At 40.6% G+C, this 15078-nt stretch carries 13 protein-coding genes, 12 tRNA genes and 2 rRNA genes (1 of these 27 running past the window's edge); 26 read left to right on the top strand and 1 reads right to left on the bottom strand.

Annotated elements, in window-relative coordinates:
- Positions 1-215: 215 nt before the first annotated feature.
- The 11 genes from VBD025_RS01565 to VBD025_RS01515 all read left to right on the top strand — a co-directional run bounded on the left by VBD025_RS01565 (position 216) and on the right by VBD025_RS01515 (position 8449).
- Positions 216-500, top strand: a complete 285-nt coding sequence (locus VBD025_RS01565) for a CopG family ribbon-helix-helix protein (RefSeq protein WP_430788636.1) — start codon at positions 216-218, stop codon at positions 498-500.
- A gap of 4 nt (positions 501-504) precedes the next feature.
- Entirely contained in the window at positions 505-855 is a 351-nt protein-coding gene (locus tag VBD025_RS01560; protein ID WP_430788634.1) for a type II toxin-antitoxin system PemK/MazF family toxin, read from the top strand.
- Between the two features lie 184 nt (positions 856-1039).
- Complete coding sequence (locus VBD025_RS01555) at positions 1040-1909, top strand: RsbT co-antagonist protein RsbRA (RefSeq protein WP_430788632.1); 870 nt, start codon at positions 1040-1042, stop codon at positions 1907-1909.
- Between the two features lie 4 nt (positions 1910-1913).
- Positions 1914-2270 carry an STAS domain-containing protein gene (locus tag VBD025_RS01550; RefSeq protein WP_430788630.1) on the top strand — a complete coding sequence of 119 codons (357 nt, stop codon included), beginning with the start codon at positions 1914-1916 and terminating at the stop codon, positions 2268-2270.
- 2 nt (positions 2271-2272) lie between these two features.
- Positions 2273-2674, top strand: coding sequence for an anti-sigma regulatory factor (locus VBD025_RS01545; protein ID WP_430788628.1), 402 nt, complete (start codon positions 2273-2275; stop codon positions 2672-2674).
- 158 nt (positions 2675-2832) lie between these two features.
- Positions 2833-3837, top strand: coding sequence for a PP2C family protein-serine/threonine phosphatase (locus VBD025_RS01540; RefSeq protein ID WP_430788626.1), 1005 nt, complete (start codon positions 2833-2835; stop codon positions 3835-3837).
- A 100-nt stretch (positions 3838-3937) separates the two neighbouring features.
- The gene (locus VBD025_RS01535) at positions 3938-4270 is read left to right on the top strand and encodes an STAS domain-containing protein (RefSeq protein ID WP_430788624.1); all 333 of its coding nucleotides are present in this window, start codon (positions 3938-3940) and stop codon (positions 4268-4270) included.
- Positions 4270-4743 carry an anti-sigma B factor RsbW gene (gene rsbW / locus VBD025_RS01530; protein WP_430788622.1) on the top strand — a complete coding sequence of 158 codons (474 nt, stop codon included), beginning with the start codon at positions 4270-4272 and terminating at the stop codon, positions 4741-4743. The genes VBD025_RS01535 and rsbW overlap by 1 nt, the downstream gene beginning before the upstream one ends.
- Positions 4715-5509 (top strand): RNA polymerase sigma factor SigB, encoded by a 795-nt coding sequence (gene sigB, locus VBD025_RS01525; protein ID WP_430788620.1) that lies wholly within the window; start codon positions 4715-4717, stop codon positions 5507-5509. Before rsbW ends, sigB begins: the two co-directional genes overlap by 29 nt.
- Before the next feature lie 2 nt (positions 5510-5511).
- Positions 5512-6108, top strand: a complete 597-nt coding sequence (locus VBD025_RS01520) for a SpoIIE family protein phosphatase (RefSeq protein WP_430788618.1) — start codon at positions 5512-5514, stop codon at positions 6106-6108.
- Between the two features lie 169 nt (positions 6109-6277).
- Positions 6278-8449 (top strand): Tex family protein, encoded by a 2172-nt coding sequence (locus VBD025_RS01515; protein WP_430788616.1) that lies wholly within the window; start codon positions 6278-6280, stop codon positions 8447-8449.
- Positions 8450-8498: 49 nt separating this feature from the next.
- On the opposite strand, the gene VBD025_RS01510 is transcribed toward VBD025_RS01515, so the two are convergent.
- Entirely contained in the window at positions 8499-9956 is a 1458-nt protein-coding gene (locus VBD025_RS01510; RefSeq protein ID WP_430788614.1) for a catalase, read from the bottom strand.
- 278 nt (positions 9957-10234) lie between these two features.
- On the opposite strand from VBD025_RS01510, the gene VBD025_RS01505 reads away from it, so the two are divergent.
- The 15 genes from VBD025_RS01505 to VBD025_RS01435 all read left to right on the top strand — a co-directional run.
- Complete coding sequence (locus VBD025_RS01505; protein WP_430788612.1) at positions 10235-10690, top strand: SprT family protein; 456 nt, start codon at positions 10235-10237, stop codon at positions 10688-10690.
- A gap of 249 nt (positions 10691-10939) precedes the next feature.
- A tRNA-Asn gene (locus VBD025_RS01500) sits at positions 10940-11014 on the top strand.
- A 3-nt stretch (positions 11015-11017) separates the two neighbouring features.
- Positions 11018-11108 (top strand) — tRNA-Ser (locus VBD025_RS01495).
- Positions 11109-11116: 8 nt separating this feature from the next.
- Positions 11117-11188 (top strand) — tRNA-Glu (locus tag VBD025_RS01490).
- Positions 11189-11376: 188 nt separating this feature from the next.
- Positions 11377-11453, top strand: a tRNA-Asp gene (locus VBD025_RS01485).
- 12 nt (positions 11454-11465) lie between these two features.
- Positions 11466-11540: transfer RNA gene (locus tag VBD025_RS01480), tRNA-Gln, on the top strand.
- Between the two features lie 33 nt (positions 11541-11573).
- Positions 11574-11646 (top strand) — tRNA-Lys (locus tag VBD025_RS01475).
- 18 nt (positions 11647-11664) lie between these two features.
- A tRNA-Leu gene (locus VBD025_RS01470) sits at positions 11665-11746 on the top strand.
- A gap of 54 nt (positions 11747-11800) precedes the next feature.
- A tRNA-Leu gene (locus VBD025_RS01465) sits at positions 11801-11884 on the top strand.
- Positions 11885-11955: 71 nt separating this feature from the next.
- A tRNA-Arg gene (locus tag VBD025_RS01460) sits at positions 11956-12032 on the top strand.
- A 5-nt stretch (positions 12033-12037) separates the two neighbouring features.
- Positions 12038-12114, top strand: a tRNA-Pro gene (locus tag VBD025_RS01455).
- A 33-nt stretch (positions 12115-12147) separates the two neighbouring features.
- Positions 12148-12221 (top strand) — tRNA-Gly (locus tag VBD025_RS01450).
- Between the two features lie 25 nt (positions 12222-12246).
- Positions 12247-12320: transfer RNA gene (locus VBD025_RS01445), tRNA-Ile, on the top strand.
- 99 nt (positions 12321-12419) lie between these two features.
- Positions 12420-13985: ribosomal RNA gene (locus VBD025_RS01440) — 16S ribosomal RNA — on the top strand.
- 228 nt (positions 13986-14213) lie between these two features.
- Positions 14214-15078, top strand: a 23S ribosomal RNA gene (locus VBD025_RS01435); it runs 2057 nt beyond the window's last position.
- Together the 16S and 23S rRNA genes with 12 tRNA genes alongside form the textbook arrangement of a ribosomal RNA operon.

The following is a 15078-nucleotide window of genomic DNA, read 5'->3' as shown; positions in this document are numbered from 1 at the left end:
CCAACTAACGCTTTCGCCATCAAGACTTTGCGAATACCGAGTATTTCTAATGAAGTTTATTCATATTTTATTAATCTATAAACAAGTGTATATACCACATTATCCATATGAATAAACAAAAAATCTCCAAATTCCTTTGCAATACTGTTCGTACAATGATATTATTGAGTTAAATTTGATAATGATCGTTCAACAGTTGGCGGAGGTGTTTGGTTTTGTCAGAGAGCTTACAAGAGATTTTAGTACGATTACCAAAAAACCTATTAAATGAGGTGGATGGACTAATGAAGTATGATAATAGAGATCTTAGTGATTTTATCTGTCAGGCAACAAAGAATTACTTGGAACAAAAGAAATTTGACCACGTTCAACAATTTCGGGAATCCATGCAAAAAGGATATGAAGAAATGGCTCGAATTAATCTAACAATTGCGTCGGAGGCTTTTCAAGCTGAAGAGGAGGCTGAAAACACCCTTGAGCGTTCTGTGATCGGGGTGTAACAATGTGATCGTTCAACGAGGAGAAGTATATTTCGCTGATTTATCCCCTGTGGTGGGTTCAGAACAGGGAGGTATACGTCCAGTACTGATTTTACAAAATGATATCGGTAATCGATTTAGTCCTACTGTAATTGTTGCGGCGATTACTGCTCAGATTCAGAAAGCTAAGCTGCCCACGCATGTGGAGATTGATGCGAAGCGTTATGGATTTGATCGTAATTCTGTTATATTACTGGAACAAATTCGTACACTTGATAAACAAAGATTAACAGATAAGATAACAAAGCTGGATAATGAAATGATGACTAAAATAGATCAGGCACTGGAAATAAGTCTTGGACTTAAGGACATGTAGGATCCTATAAGATAACCCTTGTTAAAACAATTTAACAGGGGGTTTTTTAATGTCCAACAATCGAATATATGGTATAATTATAATAATATAAATATAATTTGTTGATTAATGTAAGTATTTGCAACTAATAAATACATAGTAGAAAATATAGTTACAGATAAAACGGATGCAGGGGGAAAAGCGTGTGGATAAGAAGTTTAAAGATATTGCATTAAAAAATAGTGATACAATTGTACAAATGTGGCTTGAAGAAATTGGTTCGTTAAAAGAGGGAAACTATACAGCGAGTGTTTCAGATGAATTATTTGAAAGTACAAATAGAGAGTTTGTAAATGTTATTTTTACGAGTATTCAAGGAGAAGGATCTCCAAAATTATTAGTGGATTTTTCTGAAAAACTAATAAACCTTGGATGGCCATTAAGTTATATTACTGATGGTTTACAAGTATTTAGACGTGTAACAATTTCCTTTATTCTGGAACAAGCTGATCAATTGGACTCCGAATACATTTCCGTGCTATTGAAAAGTGTTGATTTATGGGTGGAACCCATCATTCGACAACTTGTTAACGAATACTCTGGTAGCTGGGAACATATTGTCTCTCTCCAGCGTGTAGCTTTGCAGGAACTTTCAGCACCGCTAATTCCGGTGATGGACGGAATTACGGTAATGCCTCTAATAGGTACAATCGACACAGAGCGGGCGAAGCTGATTATGGAAAATTTGCTTGAGGGAACAATTAAGCATAATTCGGATGTTGTATTAATTGATATTACTGGTGTACCGGTTGTGGATACTATGGTTGCGCATCATATCATTCAAGCGGCTGAAGCGGTTCGTCTAATTGGTTCAACATGTATCCTTGTAGGAATTCGGCCGGAAATTGCACAAACTATCGTTAACCTAGGAATAGATCTTGGGAAATTCCCGACAAAGAGTTCATTGAAAAAAGGTTTCCAAAAAGCACTGGAATTAACGAATCGTAAAATAGAAGACATTGAAACAAAAGATGAGGAAATCGAAACAATACTAAACTCATTAACGGGGGAGTGAAAGCATGCGTATTCCAATTTTAAAGCTACATAATTACTTGCTTATTTCTATACAGACAGAACTTGATGATAATACAGCGATACAGTTTCAAGAGGATTTATTAAATAAAATTCATAAAAGCGGTGCTACGGGTGTGGTTATTGATTTAACTTCTGTAGAAATCGTCGATTCCTTTATTGCAAAAGTATTAGGAGATGTTGTTACAATGTCGGACTTAATGGGAGCAAAAGTAGTATTAACTGGAATTCAGCCAGCCGTCGCTGTAACTTTAATTGATCTCGGAATCCATATGCAGGAAGTGCAAACTGCTTTGGATATCGAACAAGGATTAATTAAACTTCATCAGGAATTGGGGGTATAGGTATGAACCTTCATTCTTGTGTGAACATTAATAAAGAATGGGACATTGTTGGCGCAAGACAAGTTGGGCGTGATATAGCGAAGAAAATTGGGTTTGGTACAGTGGACCAGGCTCGAATTGCCACCGCGATCTCTGAATTAGCACGTAACATTTATCTCTACGCCGGACATGGGAAAATTTGTTTTGAAGTAATGGATACGATTAATCAAAAGGGAATTTGTATGATTGCTATTGATGCTGGCCCTGGCATTGAAGATATCAGTCAAGTAATGCAAGACGGGTACACAACATCTGGAGGATTAGGCGCTGGACTCCCAGGTGTTAAAAGGTTAATGGATGATTTTGATATTAAATCTGAATTTGGTAAAGGCACAGAAATACGTGCAACCAAATGGAAAAGATAATATATATAAAAAGGTTTAACTTAGTAATAAGTTAATCCTTTTTTAACAGCTAAGAAAGAATAAATGTTTAAAGCAAATGCCGGTATAAGTAAAACTTCGGCATTCGTATTTTAAAGACCAGGCGAATGCCGAGTTTTTCTAAAAAAGGAGTGAACAGCGTGGATACAATGAAGTTAGACGCTGCAAACTATAAGGATTTATTAAAACATTACATTGATACACAGGATGAACAATCTTTATACGGTGCAGAGCAGATAAGTAAATCTTTTATAAAAAATAATATCCTTCCAGAGGAAATTGTAAGCCTCCATAATCAGGCTTTAGCAGATATTTATCCTGATCTGTTTGAAGACTTCCAAAGGTCTATGGACTTTCTGATGGAATTAATGATTTCATATGGGTTAGCACATCAAGAGTATCAGACACTGCGCGAACAGCAAATTGCTTTAAAGTCAGAAATATCTGTTGCGGCCGGTATGCAGGATACACTTCTGGCAACTTCAAAACCCGAGATCAAAGGTCTGGACATCGGGGTTATTAGTGTTTCCGCTAATCAAATGAACGGCGATTATTATCATTTCATTAAAGGTGAGGACGGCTCATTGGGAGTGGCTGTTGCTGACGTAATTGGTAAAGGAATCCCAGCTGCACTTTGCATGTCCATGATAAAGTATTCCATGGATAGTTTTCCGGAAGAGACGATGAGTCCGCCGGCAATTCTTGGGAATCTAAACCGAGTAGTGGAGCGGAACGTTGATCCGAGTATGTTTATTACAATGTTCTATGCCCAGTATGACCCAAACGCATGTAAGTTTTTATACTCATCTGCTGGCCATGAGCCTGGATTTTATTACAGTGCGAAAACCGATTCATTTAAGGAAATTGAAGCAAAAGGTTTAGTACTTGGTGTATCAAAAGAAACAAACTACCAACAATATGAACAGGATGTAGAAGAGGGTGATATGATCGTTCTTCTAACAGATGGTGTTACGGAATGCAGGCAGGGAGATCGATTTATTGAGAGCGAAGAGGTATTGGATGTCATACGGAAACATATCCATTTACCTGCACAAGAGATCGTGGATCTTGTCTTTAAATATTTTGAACGCCTGCAAAACTTTCAGCTTCGGGATGACTTCACATTAATCATCTTACGTAAATAGGTTTACAAAAATATCCTATAGGGTAAAGGAACCAATATTGAATTACGTGAATAAGTGTCAGGTTTTTTAGATTTTAGCTTTAAATACAGGGGGATTTGGAATGAACTTAGTAATTGATGTTATCGAAGAAGATATGAAGTCTAAAGTTATTCTTTCAGGAGAAATTGATGCATATACAGCTCCAAAGTTAAAGGAAAATTTACTTCCGTTAACACTAAAAAAAGATACTACAGTTGAAGTGAACTTAGAAGAAGTTGGGTATATGGATAGTACTGGACTTGGTGTGTTTATTAGTGCGTTAAAATCAACTAATGAACATAACAGCCATCTAACTTTAATAAATTTACAGGAACGAGTACTGCGATTGTTTAAAATAACTGGTTTGAATGAAATTATGGATATTAGTGAAGAAATTCGAGGTGGAAAAGAATAATGGAAAGATTCGACTTTATTGAAATGAAGGTTCCTGCTAAAGCTGAATATGTCGGCGTTGTCCGTTTAAGTATCTCAGGTATTGCCAATAGAATGGGATTTACTTATGAAGAGATTGAGGATTTAAAAGTATCTATTTCAGAAGCGCTTACAAATGCTGTTAATCACGCATACGAAGACGGTGACGGGGATGTCACAATCGGTTTTGGTGTATACGATGACCGTCTGGAAGTAATGGTGGCAGATCATGGAGGCAGTTTCGACCTGCAAGAAATTAAGGGTGGAATTGGTCCTTATAAACACACTGAATCTGTGGAGACCTTACGTGAGGGAGGTTTCGGACTCTTTTTAATTAATGCCTTAATGGACAAAGTAGAAATAAATAATAATCATGGTGTCATTGTTCTAATGACAAAGTATCTTCAGGGAGCAGAGGTGGACTACGATGGCAACCAGATCTCATCCACAAAATAGGGATGGAAGAGACGAGGTTTACCAGTGGATTGAGCATCTAAAAGAAAACCCTGATGATAATGTAATTAAAGAAAAAATTGTTCTGACATACAAAGATCTTGTAGAATCTATAGCGAGAAAGTATTCCAAAAACAGTAGTATTCATGAAGATTTAGTTCAGGTTGGAATGATCGGGTTATTAGCAGCTATCAGAAGGTTTGATGCTAGTTTTGGTAAATCATTCGAATCGTTTGCGATCCCAACAATTATTGGTGAAATTAAACGATTCATTCGAGATAAAACTTGGAGTGTTCATGTTCCGCGTCGTATAAAAGAACTTGGACCAAAAATAAAAAAAGCAGTAGATGAATTAACTATATCTGATCAAAAATCACCGTCGGTTAAAGAAATTGCGGAGTATCTTGAAGTTTCGGAAGAAGATATTTTAGAAACAATGGAGATGGGTAAAAGCTACAAGGCATTATCTGTTGATCGTAAAGTAGAAGCCGATTCTGATGGCAGTACTGTAGCAATACTGGATTTAATTGGAAACAATGAAAGCGGTTATGAGAATATTGATCAGAAAATGCTGCTTGAAAAAATATTACCGATTCTGACAGAGCGTGAACAGGAAATATTGCGCTGTACGTACTTCGACAATTTAAGTCAGAAAGAAACCGGGGAACAATTAGGTATTTCTCAAATGCATGTTTCTCGATTGCAACGAAGAGCACTACTTAAACTACGTGAAGCGATTCAATCAGAAAGCTCGGAGGTTTTTGAGTAATAATGAGTGAAAACAGAGTTGAAGTAGAGGTATTTCAGAAGTCCAAAAAAGGAAATTATTATTGTGGAGACAGCTATTTTTATACGGAGACGGAAGATGAGTTTATTTGTGCGTTAGCAGATGGTCTTGGAAGTGGTGAATTTGCAAGTGAATCCTCGCAGGTTGTGGTGGACATCATAGGTGATAATATCCATGCTTCTGTGGAACAAATCATTAAAACGTGTAACAAAAACCTTACAAATAAACGCGGTGTTGTTCTTGGTATTTTAAAATTAAACTTCAAAAAGCAAGAATACTCCTATTCCTCTATCGGAAATATTGGTGTAATTACAGTATTGGAAGATGGAAGTAAAAAAAGAAACATTCCCAATAACGGATACCTTGCTGGATTTCCGCGAAAGTTTAAAATTGAAAATGGTCCATTGGTACCAAATATGAATTTTATTATGTTCTCTGATGGGGTTTCCGACACGGAACTTTCCCAAGGATACTTCAAAAACAAAGACGTAAAAGATATTATCGCAACGTATAAATACAAAGATGGTCAAATGGATGATGATATTACATTAATTGGTATGCGCTACACAGGACAGCAGTGAGATCAGTATTCATGTACTGATCTTTTTGCACGTAATGAAGTTTTTTTGGGCAGATAAGAAAGTATAAATCCTTTCTTCCTGCATAAGTGCAACTAAGACTTTTGTTATTAAGGCAGCGGCAAGCCAAGTTTTCTAATAAGATTGTATGGTAATAATAGGAGGTAGAATGATGTCAGTAGAAGTTGATCAGGATATTATCAAATGGGTAGCAAAAGAAACAACAGTTAAACCGAACATAGTAAATACTGTTATCGCATTAATGGAAGAAGGCAATACAGTTCCATTTATTGCGCGTTATCGTAAGGAAATAACTGGTGGGCTCGATGAAGTACAAATAAAGTCTGTCCAGGATAAATGGAATTATGCTGTTAACTTAGCTAACCGTAAAGAAGAAGTTATTCGTTTGATTGATGAGCAGGGTAAATTAACAGATGAGCTTGAAAAGGATATTTCTACCGCTACACAGCTGCAGCGTGTAGAAGATTTGTATCGGCCATATAAACAAAAAAGACGTACCAAAGCTACGATAGCAAAAGAAAAAGGATTAGAACCAATCGCTAAGGCAATCTGGCAGCAGGAAAATATGGATCTTGAAGGTGAAGCGAAAAAGTATTTTTCTGAAGAACATGAAATACATACAATGGAAGATGTGCTCGCCGGTGCCAACGATATAATTGCCGAGTGGATTTCAGATGATCCTGATTTTCGTGATTTTATTAGAGATGAAACGTTTAAGAAGGGTCTTGTAGAATCAGAAGTGAAAGATCGTTCTAAGGATGAAAAAAGTGTGTATGAGATGTACTATGATTATAATGAAGCGGTCCGCACATTGGCAGCACATCGTACACTTGCATTAAACCGTGGAGAAAAAGATGAAGTGCTGAAGGTTTCAATTGAGCCGCCATTAGACCGGATTATTGATTACCTGCGGAAAAAAGTAATCAAACCGTCTACTCAAAACGATGTTATGACGTTTTTACAAAGCGCAATCGAGGATAGCTATAAGCGATTGATTCAACCATCAATCTCAAGAGAGATACGTAATGTACTAACGGAAAAAGCGGAACTCCAGGCGATCAAAATTTTTTCCGAAAACCTGAAAAACTTATTGTTACAGCCACCATTAAAAGGAAAGACCGTACTTGGTGTCGATCCGGCATTCCGTACAGGCTGTAAACTTGCGGTAGTGGATGAAACTGGAAAGGTGCACACGGTTAATGTTATTTATCCGACAGCACCTAGAAATGACTTTGCGGGATCCGAGAAGAAAGTATTGGAATATATAAAGAAGTATGGTGTGGAATTAATTGCAATTGGTAATGGAACGGCATCCCGAGAAACGGAACAATTTATTGCTGATGTCATTCAAAATAACAATTTAGATGTTCCATACATTATTGTTAATGAGGCAGGCGCAAGTGTTTACTCTGCTTCAGCGTTAGCGAGGGAAGAGTTTCCTGATTTGCAGGTTGAAGAAAGAAGTGCAGCTTCGATAGCAAGAAGAGTACAGGATCCTCTTGCTGAGCTGGTTAAAATAGACCCTAAGTCAATAGGGGTAGGACAATATCAGCATGATGTAAGTCAGAAAGAGTTAAATGAGTCGTTGAGCTTCGTAGTGGAGACGGCAGTAAACCAGGTGGGTGTAAATGTAAACACTGCATCATCCAGTTTGCTGCAGCATGTATCTGGTCTAAGTAAAACAGTTGCGACTAATATTGTCGCAAAACGTAATGAGGAAGGTAAGTTCTCAAATCGTAAACAGTTAAAGAAAATTCCTCGATTAGGTGCAAAAACCTATGAACAAAGTATTGGGTTCCTGCGAATTTTTGAAGGAGAACATCCATTAGACAGAACGCCTATACATCCAGAAAGTTATCCGCATACGAAGAAATTGTTAGAGATGCTTGGGTGTAAAGTGACGGATATAGGATCAAAAGAGCTGCAGGAAAAATTGAAGGAAGTAAACAAACAAGAAGTAGCAGACAAGCTGGACATCGGAGTATTAACACTTACAGACATTATGCAATCATTGATTCGTCCAGAGCGAGACCCTCGTGATGATTTGCCTAGACCATTATTAAAACAAAACGTATTAACGATGGAAGACCTGCAGCCAGGGATGGAAATGCAAGGGACCGTACGAAATGTAGTCGACTTTGGTGTCTTTGTTGATATTGGAGTAAAGCAGGACGGCTTAGTTCATATTTCGAAAATGGCGGATAAGTTTGTGAAGCATCCAATGGATATTGCATCGGTCGGTGATGTTGTAACAGTGTGGGTGGAGAACTATGACGCCAATAAAGGAAGAATAGCTTTATCTATGGTCGAAAATAAAAAATAAAAAAAGGAAGGAACGCGTGTTAATTCAGCGTTCCTTCCTTTTAAAATTGTTATTTCACGCTTTCTGGTACAGATAATCCTAATCCAGCGGCTACACGTGAACCGTAATCAGGATCAGCTTTATAGAAGTGTTCGATCTGACGAAGTTTAATTTCATCATATTTAACAGGTTCCATGTGATTAACAACAGCTTCAATTAGACGATCTTTTTCCTCAGAGCTCATTAATCTGTAAAGATTACCAGCCTGTGTGAAGTGATCGTCGTTTTCATATACAACACTGTCAGCTTCACCGTGTACTTCAAACGGGTTAATTTTTGATGGTGCATCTTCTTTCGGGCCATCAAAGCTATTTGGTTCGTAGTTTACCGATCCGCCGCCGTTGTCGTATCTCATTTGGCCGTCACGCTGATAATTTTTTGTTCCATTAAGTGGACGGTTAATTGGCAATTCCTGATGGTTGGCACCAATACGGTAACGATGTGCATCTGAATAACCAAACAAACGACCTTGCAGCATTTTGTCAGGAGAAGCTTCAATACCTGGTACAAAGTTTCCAGGTGAGAACGCTGCCTGTTCAACTTCTGCAAAATAATTTTCCGGATTACGATTTAGTACCATGCGTCCTAGCTCAATACGTGGATAATCTTTCTTAGACCAAGTCTTCGTAACATCAAATGGATCCCATTTATATGTTTTTGCATCTTCGAAAGGCATGATTTGAACATATACCTTCCATGCAGGGAAGTCTCCCTTTTCAATCGCATTAAATAAATCCTCTGTATGATGGTCAGGGTTTTGACCGGCAATTTCGCCTGCCAATTTTTCATCCATTGCTTTTACGCCTTGTTCTGCAATAAAGTGATATTTCACCCATACTGCTTCGCCTTGGTCGTTTACCCATTTAAATGTATGGCTGCCATACCCATTCATGTGGCGCATTGTTGCAGGAATACCGCGGTCACCATGCAAATAGGTTACCTGATGCAATGATTCTGGCGATAATGACCAGAAGTCCCAAGTCATATTCGGATCCTTCAGGTTAGTTTTAGGATTGCGTTTTTGTGTATGAATAAAATCAGGGAACTTAATCGCGTCCTGAATAAAGAATATTGGTGTATTGTTTCCTACTAAATCATAATTTCCTTCTTCTGTATAGAACTTAAGTGCGAATCCACGAGGATCTCGAACCGTATCTGCTGAACCTAACTCTCCAGCAACAGTTGAGAAACGAGCGAACATTGGAGTCCGCTTTCCAACTTCACTTAAGAAATCTGCTTTTGTATACTTAGATAAATCATTTGTAACTTCAAAATAACCATGAGCACCAGCACCCTTTGCGTGAACAACACGCTCTGGCACACGTTCGCGGTTAAAATGTGCAAGTTTTTCTAGAAGGTGTACATCTTGAATTAAAACTGGTCCACGATGACCAGCTGTGATGGAATTCTGATTGTCTCCGACTGGAGCACCTGACCCTGTTGTTAGTTTGTTTTTTTCATAACTCATTTGTAGAAACACCTCTCCTTTATTAAAAACAATTTATATTAATTATAATATAAATCTATTAAAAATCAATATTTAATTAAAATAACTTTAAATAACATGTCAAAAATAGTAGAATAATGACTGTCAACACTAGTTTATTTAAAATAAAAAGTATATACTAATAGTTTGCTTGTCTATCAATTGGAAAATCTAAATGAGTATTTTGACTTTTGGAAACTATGAGACAGGCTACGCGGTATGGTAAAATAATATCAATACGTATAAAAGGGATGCATAATATGAACTTATTAAACGAGCAGGAATTATATGCACTAGTCGACAGGCTTTCTAAACAGTATTTTCATAAACCGTTTAAAGATGATGTTCGGTTTAATAATAGACTGCGAACAACTGGTGGGAGATATATTCCATCCAGGAGGGTGATTGAGTTAAACCCTAAATACGTTCTGGAAACAGATGAAGAAGAGGTTATTGGCATTATTAAACATGAGTTATGTCATTATCATCTTCATATAGAAGGAAAAGGGTATAAACATGGTGATACTGATTTTAGAAAGTTGCTTAAGGAAACAGGATCTCCGAGACATTGTAATCCACTTCCGTCCTATAAAAGAAAGGAAAAGCATTCATACATTTGTGGAAAATGTGCGCATGTCTATAAACGGCAACGTAGAGTTAATATTAATAAGTACAGATGTGGAAAGTGCGGAGGAAAGCTGAAACTTCAAGGATAGATAGGGTCTATCATCACCTTTAAATTGAATAAATAATAGCTATAGGTAAAAAACCTACCAAAATGCATTGACGAAAGTTTGCTTCCATGTTAAATTTAATAAGCCGTAAAAAAACGGGGTCGCAATATTACATAAAGAAATTGACAATAGAAAGATTTTAATGTAGTATATTTCTCGTCGCAATAACGGTTTGTGTGACGAACAAAACTAAGTAAGATTGTACCATTATGATTCACTATATTACATTATTCCACAGTAGCTCAGAGGTAGAGCAATCGGCTGTTAACCGATCGGTCGTAGGTTCGACTCCTACCTGTGGAGCCATACGGAGAAGTACTCAAGTGGCTGAAGAGGCGCCCCTGCTAAGGGTGTAGGTCGTGTGAGCGGCGCGAGGGTTCAAATCCCTCCTTCTCCGCCATTTTAAATGGCCCGTTGGTCAAGCGGTTAAGACACCGCCCTTTCACGGCGGTATCACGGGTTCGAATCCCGTACGGGTCATCATTTACACTTTAAGAAGTATTATGTTAAAAAACACAGTTTTGAACATTATCATTTGGCTAACAGCCGAGTTTTCCTAATACTTCATGAGAGTATAAAAGTTTTGAGCAAATGCCTGTATAAGTGAAACTTCGACATTCGCTATTAAAGACAAGGCGAATGCCAAGTTTTTCTAATGTTTTAGGACTGGTCCGGTAGTTCAGTTGGTTAGAATGCCTGCCTGTCACGCAGGAGGTCGCGGGTTCGAGTCCCGTCCGGACCGCCATATATTTTTTATTGGGCTATAGCCAAGCGGTAAGGCAGCAGGTTTTGATCCTGTCATTCCCAGGTTCGAATCCTGGTAGCCCAGCCATTTTTCTTCTATATAATATAAGATTACTTATAGGAGCCATTAGCTCAGTTGGTAGAGCATCTGACTTTTAATCAGAGGGTCGAAGGTTCGAATCCTTCATGGCTCATCTTTTAATGTATCCCTTGCGGGTGTGGCGGAATTGGCAGACGCGCTAGACTTAGGATCTAGTGTCTTACGACGTGGGGGTTCGAGTCCCTTCACCCGCATATTTGCAATCAAGTTGCTATGTGTTGCATAGCATTTTGTTTTGTAAAGATTATGCGGTCGTGGCGGAATGGCAGACGCGCTAGGTTGAGGGCCTAGTGGGTGAATAACCCGTGGAAGTTCGAGTCTTCTCGACCGCATTAAAAATTTTTTAAAATAACTATTGCATTCACATTGTAAACATGGTATATTAGTAAATGTCGCTTCAAAAGCGCCCGTAGCTCAATTGGATAGAGTACTTGACTACGAATCAAGCGGTTAGAGGTTCGACTCCTCTCGGGCGCACCATATATCGGGAAGTAGCTCAGCTTGGTAGAGCACATGGTTTGGGTCCATGGGGTCGCAGGTTCGAATCCTGTCTTCCCGACCAGGGAAACTTTATAAAATTATTAACAACTTTAATGCGGGTATAGTTTAGTGGTAAAACCTCAGCCTTCCAAGCTGATGATGGGAGTTCGATTCTCCCTACCCGCTCCAATATTACTTAAATTTTTATTATGGCGGGCCTGTAGCTCAGCTGGTTAGAGCGCACGCCTGATAAGCGTGAGGTCGGTGGTTCGAGTCCACTCAGGCCCATTTGCTCCTTGAAAACTGAACAAACAACCAAGTATGTTAAGAACAAGCAAGAAAGCTAAGACAACTGATGGGATTAATTTTATTAATCTTATCCAAACTATTTTGGAGAGTTTGATCTTGGCTCAGGACGAACGCTGGCGGCGTGCCTAATACATGCAAGTCGAGCGCGGGAAGCAAGCAATCACCCTTCGGGGTGTGCGCTTGTGGAACGAGCGGCGGACGGGTGAGTAACACGTGGGCAACCTGCCTGCAAGATTGGGATAACTCCGGGAAACCGGAGCTAATACCGAATAATACTTTTTATCTCATGGTAGAAAGTTGAAAGGCGGCTTCGGCTGTCACTTGCAGATGGGCCCGCGTCGCATTAGCTAGTTGGTGGGGTAATGGCCCACCAAGGCGACGATGCGTAGCCGACCTGAGAGGGTGATCGGCCACACTGGGACTGAGACACGGCCCAGACTCCTACGGGAGGCAGCAGTAGGGAATCTTCCGCAATGGACGAAAGTCTGACGGAGCAACGCCGCGTGAGTGATGAAGGTTTTCGGATCGTAAAGCTCTGTTGTTGGGGAAGAACAAGTACCGTTCTAATAGGACGGTGCCTTGACGGTACCTAACCAGAAAGCCCCGGCTAACTACGTGCCAGCAGCCGCGGTAATACGTAGGGGGCAAGCGTTGTCCGGAATTATTGGGCGTAAAGCGCTCGCAGGCGGTCTTTTAAGTCTGATGTGAAAGCCCACGGCTCAACCGTGGAGGGTCATTGGAAACTGGAGGACTTGAGTACAGAAGAGGAGAGTGGAATTCCACGTGTAGCGGTGAAATGCGTAGAGATGTGGAGGAACACCAGTGGCGAAGGCGACTCTCTGGTCTGTAACTGACGCTGAGGAGCGAAAGCGTGGGGAGCGAACAGGATTAGATACCCTGGTAGTCCACGCCGTAAACGATGAGTGCTAGGTGTTAGGGGGTTTCCGCCCCTTAGTGCTGAAGTTAACGCATTAAGCACTCCGCCTGGGGAGTACGGCCGCAAGGCTGAAACTCAAAAGAATTGACGGGGGCCCGCACAAGCGGTGGAGCATGTGGTTTAATTCGAAGCAACGCGAAGAACCTTACCAGGTCTTGACATCCTCTGCAAGCGATAGAGATATCGTGTTCCCTTCGGGGACAGAGTGACAGGTGGTGCATGGTTGTCGTCAGCTCGTGTCGTGAGATGTTGGGTTAAGTCCCGCAACGAGCGCAACCCTTGATCTTAGTTGCCAGCATTCAGTTGGGCACTCTAAGGTGACTGCCGGTGACAAACCGGAGGAAGGTGGGGATGACGTCAAATCATCATGCCCCTTATGACCTGGGCTACACACGTGCTACAATGGATGGAACAAAGGGACGCAAAACCGCGAGGTCAAGCAAATCCCATAAAACCATTCTCAGTTCGGATTGTAGGCTGCAACTCGCCTACATGAAGCCGGAATCGCTAGTAATCGCGGATCAGCATGCCGCGGTGAATACGTTCCCGGGCCTTGTACACACCGCCCGTCACACCACGAGAGTTGGTAACACCCGAAGTCGGTGAGGTAACCTTTTAGGGGCCAGCCGCCGAAGGTGGGACCAATGATTGGGGTGAAGTCGTAACAAGGTAGCCGTATCGGAAGGTGCGGCTGGATCACCTCCTTTCTAAGGAAAAACAGAAAGCCGAAGCTAGTGATAGCAGAAGCCGTACTGTTTAACGGAAAATCGGTGACGCTTGCGTCATCGTAAGACCTATCGTTGATAGGCCTTAACATACAAGGTTGTTTGTTCAGTTTTGAGGGATGCAAATCTCTCTTTTTGTACCTTGAAAACTAAATAAGAGCAATATAGACAAGACATCGAATTAAAACGTAAGTTCTTAATCATAAAGATAGTTAAGTGAAGAAGAGCGCACGGTGAATGCCTTGGCACTAGGAGCCGACGAAGGACGGGACTAACACCGATATGCCTCGGGGAGTTGTAAGTAGACATTGATCCGAGGATTTCCGAATGGGGAAACCCACTGTTCGTAATGGAGCAGTACGCATATCTGAATACATAGGGTATGTGAGGCAGACCCGGGGAACTGAAACATCTCAGTACCCGGAGGAAGAGAAAGCAAATGCGATTTCCTGAGTAGCGGCGAGCGAAACGGAATCAGCCCAAACCAGAAAGCTTGCTTTCTGGGGTTGTAGGACACTCCTTTGGAGTTACAAAGAAATACTTTAGATGAATCGATCTGGAACGATCAGCCATAGCGGGTAAGAGCCCTGTAGTCGAAAAAGTGTTTCCTCCGGAGTGTATCCTGAGTACGGCGGGACACGAGAAATCCCGTCGGAATCCGGGAGGACCATCTCCCAAGGCTAAATACTACCTAGTGACCGATAGTGAACCAGTACCGTGAGGGAAAGGTGAAAAGCACCCCGGAAGGGGAGTGAAAGAGATCCTGAAACCGTGCGCTTACAAGTAGTCGAAGCCCGTTAATGGGTGACGGCGTACCTTTTGTAGAATGGACCGGCGAGTTACGATCGTATGCAAGGTTAAGTGGAAGACACGGAGCCGCAGCGAAAGCGAGTCTGAATAGGGCGAAATAGTATGCGGTCGCAGACCCGAAACCGTGTGATCTACCCATGTCCAGGGTGAAGGTCAGGTAACACTGACTGGAGGCCCGAACCCACGTATGTTGAAAAATGCGGGGATGAGGTGTGGGTAGGGGTGAAATGCCAATCGAACACGGAGATAGCTGGTTCTCTCCGAA

It is taken from the genome of Virgibacillus flavescens (assembly GCF_050574275.1).
GTDB classification, from domain to species: Bacteria; Bacillota; Bacilli; order Bacillales; family Amphibacillaceae; genus Virgibacillus_F; species Virgibacillus_F flavescens.
The sequence above is the reverse complement of the archived record's forward strand: the minus strand, read 5'-3'. Positions and strand labels throughout refer to the sequence as shown.